The 15,768-nt window shown below is 66.9% G+C and carries 12 protein-coding genes; 4 read left to right on the forward strand and 8 right to left on the reverse strand.

From position 1 onward, the window contains the following. Positions 1–112: 112 nt before the first annotated feature. Both HHL14_RS18345 and HHL14_RS18350 read right to left on the reverse strand, forming a co-directional pair. Complete coding sequence (locus HHL14_RS18345) at positions 113–1,000, reverse strand: 2OG-Fe(II) oxygenase (RefSeq protein ID WP_169499045.1); 888 nt, start codon at positions 998–1,000, stop codon at positions 113–115. Positions 1,001–1,227: 227 nt separating this feature from the next. Next, a complete protein-coding gene (locus tag HHL14_RS18350; protein WP_169499046.1) occupies positions 1,228–1,719 on the reverse strand; it encodes a nuclear transport factor 2 family protein in 492 nt (163 codons plus the stop codon). Between the two features lie 254 nt (positions 1,720–1,973). On the opposite strand from HHL14_RS18350, the gene HHL14_RS18355 reads away from it, so the two are divergent. Both HHL14_RS18355 and HHL14_RS18360 read left to right on the forward strand, forming a co-directional pair. Further along, positions 1,974–2,606, forward strand: coding sequence for a hypothetical protein (locus tag HHL14_RS18355; protein ID WP_329601691.1), 633 nt, complete (start codon positions 1,974–1,976; stop codon positions 2,604–2,606). A 202-nt stretch (positions 2,607–2,808) separates the two neighbouring features. Next, entirely contained in the window at positions 2,809–4,191 is a 1,383-nt protein-coding gene (locus tag HHL14_RS18360; RefSeq protein WP_169499047.1) for a DUF2325 domain-containing protein, read from the forward strand. Positions 4,192–4,250: 59 nt separating this feature from the next. Here HHL14_RS18360 and HHL14_RS18365 read toward each other — a convergent pair whose 3' ends face one another. From HHL14_RS18365 to HHL14_RS32860, 6 genes are all read right to left on the reverse strand, one after another. Further along, entirely contained in the window at positions 4,251–4,658 is a 408-nt protein-coding gene (locus HHL14_RS18365) for a winged helix-turn-helix domain-containing protein (RefSeq protein WP_230413116.1), read from the reverse strand. 49 nt (positions 4,659–4,707) lie between these two features. Further along, positions 4,708–5,250 carry a nitrogen fixation protein NifQ gene (locus HHL14_RS18370; protein ID WP_169499201.1) on the reverse strand — a complete coding sequence of 181 codons (543 nt, stop codon included), beginning with the start codon at positions 5,248–5,250 and terminating at the stop codon, positions 4,708–4,710. Positions 5,251–5,450: 200 nt separating this feature from the next. Beyond that, a complete protein-coding gene (locus HHL14_RS18375) occupies positions 5,451–6,890 on the reverse strand; it encodes a nicotinate phosphoribosyltransferase (protein ID WP_169499048.1) in 1,440 nt (479 codons plus the stop codon). Positions 6,891–6,998: 108 nt separating this feature from the next. After that, on the reverse strand, positions 6,999–7,802 hold the full coding sequence (locus tag HHL14_RS18380; protein WP_329601692.1) for a methyltransferase family protein: 804 nt from the start codon (positions 7,800–7,802) through the stop codon (positions 6,999–7,001). 206 nt (positions 7,803–8,008) lie between these two features. Further along, positions 8,009–9,211, reverse strand: coding sequence for an AAA family ATPase (locus HHL14_RS18385; RefSeq protein WP_169499049.1), 1,203 nt, complete (start codon positions 9,209–9,211; stop codon positions 8,009–8,011). Between the two features lie 92 nt (positions 9,212–9,303). After that, positions 9,304–9,669, reverse strand: a complete 366-nt coding sequence (locus HHL14_RS32860) for a hypothetical protein (protein WP_206002395.1) — start codon at positions 9,667–9,669, stop codon at positions 9,304–9,306. A 1,428-nt stretch (positions 9,670–11,097) separates the two neighbouring features. Between HHL14_RS32860 and HHL14_RS18395 the strand changes: the two genes are divergently transcribed. Next, the gene (locus HHL14_RS18395; RefSeq protein ID WP_169499050.1) at positions 11,098–12,531 is read left to right on the forward strand and encodes a sigma-54-dependent transcriptional regulator; all 1,434 of its coding nucleotides are present in this window, start codon (positions 11,098–11,100) and stop codon (positions 12,529–12,531) included. A 523-nt stretch (positions 12,532–13,054) separates the two neighbouring features. Beyond that, positions 13,055–15,733 carry a mechanosensitive ion channel family protein gene (locus HHL14_RS18400; RefSeq protein ID WP_169499051.1) on the forward strand — a complete coding sequence of 893 codons (2,679 nt, stop codon included), beginning with the start codon at positions 13,055–13,057 and terminating at the stop codon, positions 15,731–15,733. Positions 15,734–15,768 lie beyond the last annotated feature (35 nt).

Consider the following 15,768-nt stretch of genomic DNA (forward strand, 5'->3'; position numbering starts at 1 on the left):
CACCCGGCGCGCGGCACTCAAGGCGCGGCAACCAGCACGCGGCCCGCACATTCGTCACCGCCAGCCCAGCCCAGCCGCACCGGCCCACCCACGCCACCCACGCCACCTCTCCTCACCCGTACGCGCGCTCGCGCAGCCACTTCGTCATGATCCACTTATCGCCCGCGAGTACCGGCGCGCCGCCGTGCAGCGTCATCGGATCGAGTTGCTGCCGGCCGTTCATATAGCGGAAATAGACCGCGCCGCCCGCGCGCGCGACCACCGACAGTCCCGCCGCCGGAAAGATCGTCGCGCCGCCATCGGCGACGTCGTTCAGATAGATCACCAGCGTCGCGACGCGCTGGCCGCCCTGTGCGGTATGCACCGCGCTGCCCGGCTGGTCGGGCGCGAAGTAGTCGAAATGCGGGCTGTATTCGCCGCTGCGGCCGTAATGCAGCACCTGCAGACCCTCGCCGTTTTCGACCGGCCAGTTGGTCAGGCTCGCGATGCGCCGCTCGATCCGCCCGATCAACGCATCCTCGTCGCGCCGGTACCAGACGCCCTCGCTGGTGCGGCTGCGAATCACGTCCTCGCCGCCGGTCGTGGGATTGACGGTGGTCGAGCGTTGCAGCCGATGCCGCGAACGCTCGATCAGCTCATCGCATTCGTCGGACGACAGCACGTCGGCGAACACGATCAGTTGCGGACGCTCGCAGCGCAGCAGCACGCGCACGTCGCGGTCGTACGCGCGGATCAGGTTGCCGCGCGCGACCGGCGCGGCGTCGTAACGGTAGGCGTCCTGCGTGAGATCCGGCGTCTGGACGTTCGATGCAGCCGCGGCAGCGGTCACGGCCGGTTGCGGGTGCGTCCGGCGTCGGCCGAACGCGTGGTGGACAGCGACGCGGGCGGTGTCGGCGGGAAAACCGGACTGCACCATCACGTCGATCATCGAAGCCGGTGTGCAGCCTCGCGCGACGTTGCTGCTCAACCACTCTTCCCAGGCGGCATCGACGGCTTGCATGGCGTTCCCCATGGCTCGGCCCGGCGGCATGCCGGCGCGCATGACCTTCGATCATAGCGCGTGAGCTACGGCGGCTCCGGCCACCACGTAGCCATCGCGCGAAAGCCGCTGCGCTGGCCGCTGTTCGCCCCGCCTGCTGCCCCGCTGTTCGTCCCGCTGTTCGTCCCGCTGTTCGTCCCGCTTTTCGCCCCAATACGCCGCCCCGCTACGCATCGCGCCCGACCGGCCTACTCCCGATTCAACTGCCCGCGATACATCAGCAAGCCGCGCCGCGCCTGCTGTCTGAGCAGGCGCCGCACGAACGGCGACCAGCCGAGCAGCGTCCCGCGCAGGCCCATCGCCTGACGCATCCACAGCCACAGATCGAAGTGGTCGCGATGCTCGACGATCAGCCCATCGCGGAACACGAAACGCGCGTCGATCCGGTTGACCACGTCGCGGCCGGTCTGGCTGAAACGGTAGCGCGCGACCCATTGCGCACGGCCGCTGCGATCGTCGGCCTCGATGCCGTCGAAGCTCAGCGAGAAGTCCTGCGCGTGCTTGACGAGCATGCGCCACATGTCGCGCGCTTCGTCGCCGATCAGCTCGCCGAAGGCGGGATCGCTGAATACGACGTTGTCGGCATAGCAGCCGACCATGGTCTCGGCGTCGCGCCGCTGGAAGGCGCTGTAGAAACGTTCGATCAGCTGGGCGTTGGGGTGGCGGTCGGTATCGCTCATGAATTGGGTGTCGTGCGTTGCGGGAGCGTGGTCTGCGCCGCTCCGGAAAGGCGGCCCGCGCGGACGATGCGGCGGGCATCGCGCACACGATATCGGAAAACTGGCCGGATGGGTAAGGCCCGTCGGCCTGCACGGCAGCACGCGGCAACACGCAGCCGGTCTTTCGTTATATCCTGTTGGATATTACGGTAGGCGTTGCCCCTTGAACGGCGCGGCGCCACGAGCCGGCAACGAAGCAGCAGGAGCCATCAGCGGTGCGCAGTCGATCCACCTTGTCAGCCCTCGGGCCGCGCGCGGCGAACGAGATTTCGTCGGCCATCGTCGCGGTCAGGTCGACGTCCGGGCGCGGCCGCGCCGAGTCGATTCGCGACGTCGTCGATGCCTATCGGCGCCTGTACGGCAGCGTGCAGCGCTTCGTGACGATGCTGAGCGGCGACCAGTTGAGCTTCAAGTCGATCGGCACGTCGGGCTCGCATTCGCTGAACCAGTTGTTGTCGATGCTTGCCGAACAGGCGCGCGGCACCGCATTCGCGCGGCTGCGCGAGCTGAAGGCGACGATCGAGGAAGCGCGTCTCGCCGAGCCGCTGCGCGACACGATCTTCTCCGACGCGTTCAGCAACGATCCGCCCGCGCTGCGCCGGGTCGTCGCGGAACTCGAACGGCTCGATGCCGCGATGGTCGGGCTGTGCGTCGCGCACGTGCTGGAGCAGCACGCGCGGCCGGCCGGTGAAACGGCGTGGGATGCGCAACGTGGGGCGGATCGGACGGCTGGGCCCGCCGCTGCGAATGCAACGGGTACCACGGATACCGCGCATGCCACGAATGCGGAACGTACCGAGCCAGGAAGCGCACACGCCGAACCGACGCTCGCGCGTGCCGCCGACTGATGCACAACACCTGACGAACGCCACCTGACGCACCACGCCAACGCATCACGGACTAACTCACCGACCGCACCTCACCGCCGATGAACGCATTTTTCCGCCCACCGCTATATCCACGCCAATACATCGCAGGCACGGTGCGCGTGACGAGCGCATGCCGCGCCGGCGTTCGACACGATTGACCCGAACCGGATTCGAGACCTCCATGCACACGCCCCCGTTTCCTCTTGCCCAGTCGTCGCGTCTGAAGCTAACGGACGACGCGCTGACGAGCGCCGGCATCCGTACGCACGACGCCTGCTGCTCGCCCGCCAAGGCGGCGCCGGCGCTCAACGCGAAACGGCGCGCGCGCCTGTCCGAACTCGACGCCCATCTGCACTGCTCGATCATCGGTACCTGCCTGAACACGCATGAATTGCGCAAGCTGGTGCCGAAATTCGCAGACCTCGACCGCCGCGACGCGAGCGACCTCGAGATTCACCACACCGCGGTGGAACTCGCGATCGCCGGCGGCCCCGGCGCGAAGGCGCTGCACAAGCTGCTCGACGACCGCTACGCCGCGGCAGTCCGCCGTTTCGACAAGGCCGCCGATGACGCCGAGCTGCTAAAGCTATGGGACGAGGCGCTGAAGAACGGCGACATCCCGCCGGCCTACTGGGCGCTGATGACGCATCCGTTCGCGACGATGCCGGTGCGCCAGAAAGCATTCGGCGAATTGCACATGCTGTCGCATCTGGTCGGCGCGGCCAATCGCGCGGATATCCGTCGGCTGGTCGCGCTGGAGGAAGAAAACGCCGCGCTGAAGGAAAAGATCGAGCGGCAGCAGAGCCGCCTGCAACAGGTGAGCGTCGCGCGCGATGCAGCGATCGCGGCGCTCAACGAACAGATCGCGCAACTGAACGCGCAGCTCGCACGCCCGTTGCCCGCCGATGCGGCCGGTCTCGCGACCGAAGTGCAGCAACTGCGCGAGTGGCTCGAGGTCGCCGATCAGCGCGTCGCGCTGCATACGAGCCGTCGTGAGGCGGCCGAACAGCGCATGCAGCAGGAACAGGACGCGGCGACCGCGCTGCGCCGCAGCCGCGATCAGGCGCTCGCGCAACTGAAACTGGTGCAGAGCGAATGCGACGCGCTGGAACGCGCAACCGTCGACGCCGCCAACGGCACGGGCGGCACGACCGGCATGGGCGGTGTCAACGGCACCGGCCCGCGTCGCGCGAGTCTCGACGGCGTGCAGGGCAAGCGGATCGTCTATGTGGGTGGCCGGCCGGGTTCGAACGCCGCGCTCAAGCGTCTGGTGGAGGCGGCCGGCGGAGAACTCGTCGTGCACGACGGCGGCGTCGAAGATCGCAAGGGATTGCTCGCGGCCGCGTTGCCGGGCGCGGATATCGTCGTGTTTCCGGTCGATTGCGTCGATCACGATTCGATGAATACGCTCAAGCGGATCTGCGAGCGTCATGCGATCGACTATCACCCGCTGCGCACCGCGAGCGTGGCGAGCTTCGTCGAACTGATCGCGCGGCTGCATCCCGAGCATGTCGCGCAGCTTCGCGACGCGCCAGCTTCGGCGTTCTGCTTGCGGCACGGTTGACGGGCGCCACGCACTGAGCGAGCCGTCGGCCCACCCGGCTCCTTCAGCCCCTTAGCCCCTCACGCGCGGATCAGCTTCATCAGCTCGGCGATCTGCTTCGCGCAGCTTCGCCGCGCCTCTTCCTCGACGTCGCGATACAGCCGGATGATGGTTTCGCCGACCGGCGTCAGCGTGCAACCGCCGCCGCTCTGACCACCCTGCTCCGAATGCGTGGCCGGCGACTTCAGCGAGCGGTTCAGCTCGTCGATCAACAACCATGCGCGCCGGTACGACATGTCGAGACTGCGCGCCGCCGCCGAGATCGAACCGTATTCGCGCACCGCTTCGAGCAGATCGACTTTGCCTGGTCCAAGCGCGACCGCATCGCCATGACGGATGCGCATTCTGAAACGCACTTCGGGACGCGTCCGGGTGGTTTTCGCCGCCGGTGCGGCGCGGGTTTTCGCGGGTTTTGCGGTGTCGGCCATGCGCGCAAGCATACACGAACGGGTGTGCGCTGCCACCTGCCCGCGCGCGTCAGCGGGGCGACGGAAAGCAGTAGCCGTAGTCTTCACAGCCGGGGCAACCGGGCGCGGGCCCGGGCGGCAGGCCCAGCGAAAACGCGGTTTGCGCGGCGAGGAATTTCTTCCAGCGCAGGTTATCGACGTTCAGCGCGACCAGCGCCGGGAAATAGCGTGTGAGCATCCACGTGACTTCGTCGCGGCCCGCGAGGCCGAGGTCGCGCCACAGATGATCCGGGCGCAGGCACGCGTGCGCGATGATCGTCGCGAGGCAACGCGCGTCGTCGATGTGGACTGCGCCGTCGACGTTGGCCATCAGCAGCGCGCGAAGTGCATCGACGAAGCCGACGTGTTCGCCCGGCATCACCGGCAGCGGCAACGCGGCAAGCGGCGCGCGATCGAAATGCCGCGCGCGCAACGCATGCCATTCGTTCACGTGCAGGCCGAGCAACGCGAGTTCGGCGCGGGCGTCGCGCGCGGCGATCAGTTTGGCGAACAGCCGCGTGTCGGCGCTATCGATGCTCTCCGCTTGCGTGGCTATCGCAAGCCATGCGCGCATACGCTCGGCTTGCTGCGGATCGGCGGGCCACTCGGGCCATGCGGGCCATTCGGGCCCCGGCAACGCCGACGCAGCGCTGCCGCGCGCGACGGCTGCCGGGTCGTCATCATGATCGCGATCGCGGGATTTCATCGTGGCGCGCGCGGATGGATCGTCGGACATGGGCAGGCCCCGCCGGAAAGTCAGTCAAAGAAAGTGAATCAAACCTCATGCGCTTGCGCTCGTTCGCGAACCTCGGCCAGCGACATATCCACCAGCAGCCGCCCCGAATCGAACACCGTCACCAGCGCGTCGTCCCACTCGCCCGCCACCGTGTGCTCGTCCCACGCGACCGGCAACGTCACCGTTCGATATTCGCCGGTGCGGCGATGGCGCAACAGCGTGAGCCGTCCTTTCATCGAACGCTTGCCGTGGTCCGTGACCGGGTCCTTCGATACGTCGTGCCATTCTTCGCCGAGTCGGATCGCTGAGCACTTCATCGCGAAGCGCTGGGTGTCGCGATTGATCTGCTGCAGCAGCGCGCCGCCCATGCCGAACACGATGTTGTCGGCGGCAAAACCGGCCTCGTCCATCGCGGCGAGAATCGCGGCGATCGAGTCCGGATTCACGCCGTCGCCCTGGATCACCCGTACGTTGTTCAGCACGCGCCGACCCTTGCCATTCGCCGCCGAGCCGAACGATGCATCGAGCGCATGCAGCGTCTGCAGCACGATCGTGCGCGGATCGCCGGAGTCCGGGCGAATCACCAGCGTGCCGCCCGAGTCGAGCACCGCCTGCTTGAGCTCGCCGCCCCAGGCATCGAGCGCGGCGAACAGATCGTAGGAGTCCGACACGACCGACACGATCGCGCCCGGCTTGCTGAAGCGCTCGATCATGTTGCGATACGCGTCGACTTCACGCTCGCGGCCCCACGACGTGATCGTGCTGTGCTCGGCGGCCGGCACCGAGAACGCGGCCATGTCGTCGTTGTAGTAATGATTCGCCGCGATCACGCCGAGCACCGTATCCGAGCCCATGAAGCTGACCAGATGCGCCGCCCCGCCGATCGCCGCCGACTCCGCGCTCGACACGCCACGCGCGCCGAAATCGTGCAGCTTGAACGGCAGTTGCGAAAGATCGTCGCTGCTCCTGAGCAACGCCGCGCGAATCAGCTGACGCAGATGCCAGCTTTGCGTCGCGACGGTGATCGGATACCAGACGCGCAACAGCATCGTCTCCAGATACGACGCGAGCCAGAACACCTGCGGATCGTCGCATTCGACGGTGACGAGCACGTTGTGGGTCGGTACCACCGAGCCTTCGGGCACCGCGCGAATCCGCACCGGCAGATAGCCGCCGTATTGCTCGACGACATGGCGCCAGCCCGCCTCGTTGAACGGCTCGCCATGCACGCCGAAGAACGCGCGGGCCTGCGCGATCATCGGTTCGGTGATCGGGCGACACAGATATTCCTTCAGCAGCATCTGCAGGCCGAAGAACAGCGTGCGCTCGTAGCGTCCGCCGCGCGATTCGATGTATGAAAACATCGCCGACGCTTCCGGCGGGTATTGCAGATAGTGCGATGCCTTGTACGAATCCGTGTTCAGAATCGGATTGGAGAGGATCGACGCAAGGTTGCTGAAACCCTGCGCGTCTTGCATGGACGGTGCTGCGCTCACGTGACTGTCTCGCTGGAGTGCCCGGATGGATCGCGGACGGTGCGCGAATGGTTTGGATGGGCCGGAGGCTGACGTCCCGGCCCCGCACCGTCAGAATACCCCGGGAATGACCCTGAACTTCACCTTACTCCGGTACGCACGGTAGCGCTCGTCGTCGCACAGCAGCTTCTCCTCGCGCAGGATGCGCCCCACCTGCAGCGCGAACTGGCAGCCGTAGACGATCATGTTCTGAATGCCGAAGTTCACCAGCAGAAAGCCGAGGTCGAGCAGGAAGTAGCCGAGGTACATCGGATGCCGCACGAAGCGGTAAGCACCGCCTGACACCACGCCGCGATTCGCCGGCAGGATGCCGAACGAACGGCGCAGCGATGCCTTCGCGAACAGCTCCCAGAAAATCCCGAACAGCTGCAACGCGGCGCCGGCCGTTTCGGGAATCAGTTGAATGCCGGGCGAGAGCCGCACCGCAAGGAAATAGAAAGTGCCGCCGACCGCGCAGATAAACGCGAACGGCGTCCAGTCGCGCCGGCTCGGCACGCGCGAGAACAGCGATAACCCGACCGTCACGCACGCGCCGACCACCAGCAGCACAAGGGTGATGCGCGTCGGGTCCGCGAGCCAGCGTTTGATCGCGCCGTACGCGAACAGGCTCAGCAGCGTTGCCGCCGCCACGCGCGTGAGAATTTCCACCAATGCGTCGCGCAACGGCAGTGTCCCGGGCGCGGGTTCATCGCGAGCGGCGGGTTGGGTCGGCGCTTTGGTGTCTGCTTTGGTGTCTGTTATGGAGTGGGATGCAGCATCGGTAACGACATCGGCGACATCAGGTCTGGCAGCGGGGTTCGGTGCGGCCGCGCGGTCCGCGCGTTCCGACTCCCCCGGCGAATCGATTCCGGTCATTGAAAACTCGCTTCGACATGCGAATTATTTTTCTACCCGGCGCCGTGGATGGAGGGCGACCGCGCCGGTCTCTCAGTTGTCGGAGCGTAGCAGTCGCGCCGGGCGCTGTCCACAGCGGCCGACGCCGGCAAGGGCATGCCACGGCATGTCATGGCGATCCACGACGAATGCGTCGCGTCGGCGACACATCGGCCGCGATGCCGCGCTCACACGCCGGGTTTCAGTTGCGGCGGCAGATTCGGCCAGGTCTCGAGCAGCCGCCCGAGCACGCTCTTGCGGCGCTCGGCGCCGGCCGGCCACAGCATCTTCGCGAGCAGGTCGATGCCTTGCGCGAGTGCGCTGTCGCGCGCGGACGTGACGACCGGCACGCCGCGGCTCAGCGCGTCGTTCACGTGCAGGTCGTCGCGCGGCAGTTGATGCGCGACCTTCGCGCCGAGCGTGCGTTCGAGCATCGGCAGATTGATCTGCGCGTTCTTGTCGTACTGGTTGACGATGACCCGTACCTTGCTCGCCGGATGCCCCAGTTCGCGGAAGATGTCGAGCATGCGCCGCGCGCCGTGCAGATACAGCGGGTTTTGCCGCACGACCATGCAGATCGCGTCGCTGTAGTCGAGCGCGCGGATCGTCAACGGATTGACACTCTGGCCGACGTCGATCAGCACCGCATCGTAGCGCTCGCGCACCAGCGTCAGCATGCGCTCGAGTTGCGCCGGCAACAGCTCGGCGGCCTTCAGCGGATCGCCGGCGCCGGCCAGCAAATCGAGGTTCGCGCGCACATGCATCGCGCAGGCATCGAACAGCGCCGCGTCGAGCGGCTCGTTGCGCGAGCACAGATCGGCCAGCGTCATCGGCGGCGGACGGTTGGCCATCAGCAGGCTCGCGTCGGCGAACTGCTGGCTCAGGTCGATCAGCAGCACGCGCCGCTCACGCTGCGCGGCGAGCGCGCAGGCCAGGTTGACCGCGATTAGTGTGGTGCCGCTGCCGCCCTTGCTCGACGCGAGCGCCACCACCCGGCCGCAGCGCGGTTCGGACTCGCGACGTCGCGCGTCGAGCTGGGTCAGCGCGTCGGCGATGGCCTGTGCATCGAGCGGCCAGCCGAGCACGTGCCGCACGCCGACGCGCAATGCCGCGCCGATCAGCGCGGTGGACGGCGCCGGCGTCACCAGCATGCAACTGAGCGCCGGCGCGCAGGCGAGCGTTTCCTCGATGCCGCCGAGGCCGCGCACATTCAGATCGGCATCGTCGACGATCAGCAGGTCGGCATTGCGGATCGCCCGCGCCTGCGCGCGCAGTTGCCGGACCGAGCCGTACGCGGTGCGCAGCCGGTAACGCACGCCGCTGTCTTCGAGTCGCTGGACGATGCACTGCGCGTTATCGATGCTGGCGGCAATCAGGAAAATGTCGATCATGGCGGGTCCACGGCGCGCGGCAGCGCGGTCATCGTGAGGCGAAAGCCGTCGGGCGGGCGCGCTCGGGTGGAGCGTGCCCGTTGGCTGGCGGGTCAGTCGTCGGCGCCGAAGTCGGTGTCCTGACCGGAATCGGGCGAAGAATCATCGGTGGCTACGTCCGTTTCGCGTCGGCGCTGCATCGGCAGGTCGTACAGCGCATCGCGCAACACGTCGCGTTGGATCTCCGCCTGGGCGTTGCGCCTGAGCGTGTCGGCCACCACCAGCGTCAGCAGATCGACCGACGCGGCCGCCGACTGCCCAAAGAAGCGCGCCCCCGATGTCGCAGGACAGCGACGGTAGATCAGCGCCGGTGTGTTCGTCATGGTGTCTGTCGCCGTGCGCGTATCAGCCGGCGCGCTCGCGGTACCCGGCACCACAGCCGCGCGTGCGGCGGCCGGTTTATAGATCGGTTGTTTCATGACACCCCCTATCGGGCAGGATCGCGCCGGACTTCGGCCTGTCCTGCCGCTCAACTGCCACCCCAACTGCCAGCCAGGTCGCCGTGCCCATGCCAATGCACGGACACGGCACCCGGTTCACCTCGTACATTTGTCCCTCTATGGAGACTGTGGCCTCTCTCCTCGCTTCCTCGCGCCAGCTGGTCCTGGTCCGGCGCGGCCCCTTTCATTGCTTCGGTGCGTCGTTCGCAAACGTTGTCGACGCGTCACCTGTTGTTATCGCCATCCTGTTCGCGTCCATCCGGACCAAAAGGCGAAAAGGAAAAACGGCGAAGTCGATGCCTGTTGTCGTCCGGTAACGAATGCCGATTTTGCCGCTCGCCATTCAACCGGGTTGTCCGTTTTATCCGACGTGTAAATAACCAGGCCCCGCCGCGCACCCGCAAACACCTAATGGCTTCCCCGACCATGTCCGCGAGTGATCTGTATTGCCGCCGGTCTTTTTCTTAATGCTGGTTTCCCCGTACCACCGACCTGACGACAAAATGTTTTTTCTGCGTCGAGCTTATTGCAACGGTTATGCCAAGCCGTAGGTGGAACGCCGCGAAACCCGTCGCAGCCATGTGCGAGCGCGCCATCCGCAACGCTTCGGACTCGACGCCGTCGACGTACGCACGCGACGCATCGCGCATTGATTCGTTCGTGACACGTCAATCCCCGCCAACCGGCGCGCCGTGGCGCCATTCGCCGCCCCACGGCGCAGCCGCGAGCGCGCCGCGCCGTCCGCTCGGGCAAGGCTTGCGCGATGCATCCCGGTCTGTCCGATACGGAGCCTGCCCGGCAAAATCCTCGCAAACGCGCCTGCCGGATTTGTCGCACGAGTGAAACACCGCAATTCGGCACCGGCCGCATTCCGTCGTGGGTTAACTCGTGGCCGAATGCGATGCAATGTGCGATGCCTCGCATAACCGGGCTTGACCGTTTTTTCATTAGTGGTGCATGCCAATTCAATAACGAAAAATCGATTGTTTATCCATATTTGTTTGTATGGCGCTTCCACGCGCTTTCGCTTATCGTTAAGCCATACGCCAATCAGAGCGTCTGTATCAGGTCAACGAGGCAACCCACGGTTCAAGTGGTTTTCACGATTCGGGGATAAAGTCGCCGGGCAGTTTCAGCAATGAACGCTATTGCGTCGCCATTGCGTAATGGGCCCGTCATGTCACGCGTTGCGGTTCGTGCCGCGCGCACCCTGTTTCGCGTATCGCCGCTGCCGTGACCATGTCGCAGCCGGCTTGCCGCAAGCAGGTCCGCGCGTTGCGGCATAACACCAGGCTCGAATCCGCGCGAGCGGACCGGGCTCAGCCGGTTGGCCGAAGGCGGCCCGCCGGCCGCCCGTCTGTCCAGTACGTCGCACCGCAGTCCTGAAGCATCGAACCCGGGGGAACCATGACTACGACTTGCACGCCTGCCGACACGGAGCGCACCGTTCTTTACGTCGCGAATGCGCCCGACCAGAAACTCGTCGAGTTTCTGGCCGCCTCGGGCTGGCAAGCCGTGCACGCGAAAAGCACGGCGGTCGCCGAACGCATGATCGAACGCGACAACATCAAGGTCGGTCTCGTTCAGTTACCCGAAACCTGCACGTCGCAGCAGCTTTCCGCGCTCGCGCTGTGCATGCGGCGCGTCGAAACCAACTGGGTCGCGCAGATCGTGCCGGGCCAGACCGACAACGAACTGGTCAGCCGCTTCATCCTCGATTACTGCTTCGATTTCGTCACCCAGCCGTGGCTCAACGAACGGCTGGTGTTCGCGCTCGGTCATGCACATGGCCTGTCGAGCCTGCATCAGCCGCGCGTCGCGCCGGAGCCGTCGCTCGGCCGGCACGGCATGGTCGGACAATGCGAACCGATGCAGCAGCTCTACCGCCGCATCGACAAATGCGGCGTGACCGACGCGCCGGTGTTCATCGCCGGCGAGTCGGGCACCGGCAAGGAATTGACCGCCCGTGCGATTCACGACCGTTCGCGGCGCGCGGGGCGGCAGTTCGTCGCGATCAATTGCGCGGCGATTCCGCCGAGCCTGCTGCAGGCCGAGCTGTTCGGCCACGAACGCGGCGCGTTCACCGGCGCGTTGCAACGCAAGATCGGTCGCATCGAAAGCGCGCACGAAGGCACGCTGTTTCTCGACGAAATCGGCGACATGCCGCATGAATGCCAGGCGGTGCTGCTGCGCTTCCTGCAGGAAGGCACGATTGAGCGGCTTGGCGGCAACGGGCCGATCAATGTCGACGTGCGCGTGATTTCGGCGACCCACGTCGATCTGGACCGCGCGGTCGAAGACGGGCGCTTTCGCTCCGACCTCTATCACCGGCTGTGCGTGCTGCGCCTCGTCGAGCCGCCGCTGCGCGAGCGCGGCGGCGACATCAAGCTGCTCGCCAACTACGCGCTCAGCATGTACAAGCAGGACGGTGCACGCAAACTGCGCGGACTGTCGAGCGACGCGATCGTCGCGATGTCGAACTATCCGTGGCCCGGCAACGTGCGCGAGTTGATCAACTGCGTGCGCCGCGCGATCGTGATGAGCGAGGGCCGCTTCATCACCGCGAGCGATCTCGGCTTACCGGAAGCCGACAACGGGCCGGCCGTCACGCTCGCCGAAATCCGCAGCAAGGCCGAAAAGGATGCGATCGAGCATGCGCTGCTGCGGCATGGCTACAAGCTGTCCGACGCGGCGGCCGAGCTCGGCATTTCGCGCGCCACGCTGTACCGGCTGATGCACGCGAACCGGCTGCATCAGGAACCGGCAGCGAGCCGTGCGGCGAACGGCGGTGCCGATGCCGACGACGAAGCGGAGCGGCATGCGTCGTCATCGGTGGTTTGAAGGCCGTTGAATGATTTTTTAGTAGTTTTTAACGGCTGTTTAGTGGATCGCGGGCGTGGCGGGAAAGGTGCGAACGCGGCGTGTCATGCGTGGCGTGACGTAATGGCCCGCGGAGGTGGCGGTCCCGCCACGTGTACACGCCGCGTCTTCGCGTCTCCTGTTCATGCGGCGCCCACTGCGTCATGCCTGTCTGCTTCACGCGGTCTGCCTCACCTCAGCCAGCCCCCGCGCCCGCCTGACCGCGCAACGCAACCTCGCTTTCACTCGCCAATCCCGCCCCGCACATGCCGGCCCCAGGCCGGCTTTGTGCTACCTTCGACGAGTCTGCCGGCCGTCATCGGCTATCCTCACGGCTTGACTATCATGTCCGGCCGGCCTGTCGCGCGGCCCTGTCGCCCATTTATCGGCGCGCCGCCGCAGGAACTTGTGCGCGCCGCCTCCTGTCGGTCCTGGGTCGCGGCGCCAAAACGGTGCCACCTTCCGGCACAATTTTCCGCATTCGCCTGATCCCGCTTTACACCCTATGCAAAAACTATTGCGTGTCTGGTTCTTCGTTCTTCTGCTCGCCGGCGCGGCCTCCGCTGTTGCCGCGGCACCGCCGGCTTCGCCGGCGACGCCCGCCTCCGCTCCCGCCACGCTGACACCCGAGCAGGCCCGCGAGGCGCTCTCCGTGCTCAACGACCCGAAGCGCCGCGCGCAAGTCGCCGACACCCTGCAGGCAATTGCCGCCGCCGGTGCCCTGAGCGCGCCGCCCGCTTCCGCGCCGACCGCCGCTTCGGCGCCCGCGCCGGCGAGCGGCGTCGCGGCGCTGGTGCCGGATGCGCTGAAATCCAATGGCCTCGCATCGCAGATCGCGCGTCAGGGCGCGCACTGGGCCGGCTATCTCGCGACCTCGCTGCGCGGCTCGGTCGCCGCGCTGCTCGACGTCGCGTCGGTGCGCGCGTGGTGGAACTGGCAGTTCGCCAATCCGCATGCGCGCGCGGTGCTGTTCAAGGTGCTGTGGTCGCTGCTCGCCGCGCTGATTCCCGCGTTGGTGATCGAATGGCTTGTGCGACGGCTGCTGCGGCGCGCGTATCTGGCGATCGCCGCGCGCCGCGAGCTCGCGTTGCAGGACGAGCTGGACGACGACTCGACCTCGACCTCGACGTCGTCGACGCCGCCCGCCTCGCCGGCCTTGTCTACCCCGCCGGTGGATCGTCCGATAACCAGCACGCCGCCGCTGCCACCCGGGGCCGCGCTGCCGCCCGTCCTCGAAGCGGAAGCGCAGGCCGTCGCGACCGGCCCGGCCGCGCCCTACGACGCGCACCTCGCGACGCCGTCCGAGAAAGGCCGCGCGATCGAAGCCGAAGGCAAGCGCAACGCGACCCATCACTGGACACTGCTGCAGCGCCTGCCGCGCGCGTTGCTGATCACGCTGGTGCGGCTCGTGCCGCTCGCGGTGTTCGTCGGCGCGGCGAGCGCACTGATGTCGGTGTTTACCGACAACGGCACGCCGCAGGATCGCGCGCTCGATTCGCTGATCGACATCTACGTGTTCTGCCGCTGCGTCGTGATCGTCGGCGCGTTCCTCCTGCAGCCGAGCGCGCCGCGTCTGCGGCTGCTGCGCATGAGCGACGCGTGGGCGGCTTACGTGCTCAACTGGATCGCGCGGATCGTCAGCGTGGTCGGCGCCGGCGTCGCGCTCGCCGAAATCGCGCAGGCGCTCGGCATGAACGACGCCGCGCATCTCGCGCTCCTGAAGGTGGTCGCGCTCGCCGGTCACGTGATGATCTCGATCCTCGTGCTGCAATGCGCGACGCCGGTCGGCAACCGGATCCGCAAGCGCTTCTCGGCGCACGAATCTCTGCAGATGTTCGGCAACGCGCTCGCGGATGCCTGGGCGTGGGTCACGGCGGCGATCGTGATGGCGCTGTGGTTCGTGTGGGCGTTCGACGTGCAGAACGGCTACCACGCGCTCGTGAATATCGGCGGTATGACGCTCGCGATTCTGGTCGGCTCGCGGCTCGTGTCGATCGTCGTGTTCGGTGCGCTCGCGCGCCTCTTCCATGTGCAAGACGATGAATCGCGCTCGCTCGTGCATCAGCACGCGTACCGCTACTATCCGCTGCTACGCCGCGTGATCGGCTGGATCATCGGCATCGTCACCGCGCTCGCGCTGCTGCAGGCGTGGGGCGTCAACGTGATCGACCTGTTCCGCACCGGCACGATCGGCCACCGGCTTGCGTCGGCGCTCGCGACCATCGGCGTGGCCGCGGTGGTCGCGCTGATCGTCTGGGAGGTCGTCAACGTGGCGGCCGAACGGCGCCTCGACAACTGGACGAACCGCGGCGACCTGATGCGCGCCGCGCGGCTGCGCACGCTGATGCCGATGCTGCGCAGCGCGCTCTTCTGCGTGATCGCGCTGGTGGTCGTGCTGACCGGCCTGAGCGAACTCGGCGTGAACATCGGGCCGCTGCTCGCGGGCGCCAGTATCTTCGGCGTCGCACTCGGCTTCGGCTCGCAGAAGCTGGTGCAGGACTTCATCACCGGCATATTCCTGCTGATGGAAAACGCGATGCAGGTCGGCGACTGGGTCACGCTCGCGGGCGTGTCGGGCACCGTCGAATATCTGTCGATCCGCACGGTGCGGCTGCGCGGCAGCGACGGCTCGCTGTTCACGGTGCCGTTCAGCTCGGTGTCGACGGTCAACAATACCAATCGCGGGCTCGGCAACGCCGCGGTGCGCGTGAACATCGTGTTCGGCCAGGACGTCGAGCGCGCGATCGACACGCTCAAGGAAATCGGCGTGTCGCTGCGCGAGGACGACAAGTACAAGGACGGCATCCTGTCGGACTTCGCGTTCTGGGGTGTCGATGCGGTCGACGGTTCGGCGATCACGCTGGCCGGTCAGATGCAATGCCGCGACACCTCGCGCTGGGGCGTGCAGCGCGAATTCAATCGACGCATCGTCGAGCGCTTCAGCGAACGCGGCATCGAGATCGCGAATCCGCAACGTCATCTGCTCACGTGGGACCCGGCGAGCAAGGCCAAGGTCGATTCCACCGTACCGCGCGTGCCGCTGCATCCGCAAGCACACCCGCAGGCAAGCGGCGACGCGCACAAGGGCGACGCGCCGGTCGACGATCAGATCCCGGTCGACCCGAGTCCGGCCGGCGGCCCCGGCTCGCCGGGCAATCCGGGCTCGACGTCGCCGCACGTTTGAGCGGTGGGCGATTCGCTTCGCCGCTGTTTGTCGGC

Origin of the sequence: Paraburkholderia antibiotica (genome assembly GCF_012927125.1) — a bacterium.
Lineage (GTDB): Bacteria > Pseudomonadota > Gammaproteobacteria > Burkholderiales > Burkholderiaceae > Paraburkholderia > Paraburkholderia antibiotica.

What these genes read in the sequence shown, in the direction of transcription:
- HHL14_RS18345 (WP_169499045.1), bottom strand. Translation starts at nt 1,000, where the DNA reads ATGCAAGCCGTCGATGCCGCCTGGGAAGAGTGGTTGAGCAGCAACGTC.
- HHL14_RS18350 (WP_169499046.1), bottom strand. Translation starts at nt 1,719, where the DNA reads ATGAGCGATACCGACCGCCACCCCAACGCCCAGCTGATCGAACGTTTC.
- HHL14_RS18360 (WP_169499047.1), top strand. Translation starts at nt 2,809, where the DNA reads ATGCACACGCCCCCGTTTCCTCTTGCCCAGTCGTCGCGTCTGAAGCTA.
- HHL14_RS18365 (WP_230413116.1), bottom strand. Translation starts at nt 4,658, where the DNA reads ATGGCCGACACCGCAAAACCCGCGAAAACCCGCGCCGCACCGGCGGCG.
- HHL14_RS18370 (WP_169499201.1), bottom strand. Translation starts at nt 5,250, where the DNA reads ATGCGCGCATGGCTTGCGATAGCCACGCAAGCGGAGAGCATCGATAGC.
- HHL14_RS18375 (WP_169499048.1), bottom strand. Translation starts at nt 6,890, where the DNA reads ATGCAAGACGCGCAGGGTTTCAGCAACCTTGCGTCGATCCTCTCCAAT.
- HHL14_RS18380 (WP_329601692.1), bottom strand. Translation starts at nt 7,802, where the DNA reads ATGACCGGAATCGATTCGCCGGGGGAGTCGGAACGCGCGGACCGCGCG.
- HHL14_RS18385 (WP_169499049.1), bottom strand. Translation starts at nt 9,211, where the DNA reads ATGATCGACATTTTCCTGATTGCCGCCAGCATCGATAACGCGCAGTGC.
- HHL14_RS32860 (WP_206002395.1), bottom strand. Translation starts at nt 9,669, where the DNA reads ATGAAACAACCGATCTATAAACCGGCCGCCGCACGCGCGGCTGTGGTG.
- HHL14_RS18395 (WP_169499050.1), top strand. Translation starts at nt 11,098, where the DNA reads ATGACTACGACTTGCACGCCTGCCGACACGGAGCGCACCGTTCTTTAC.
- HHL14_RS18400 (WP_169499051.1), top strand. Translation starts at nt 13,055, where the DNA reads ATGCAAAAACTATTGCGTGTCTGGTTCTTCGTTCTTCTGCTCGCCGGC.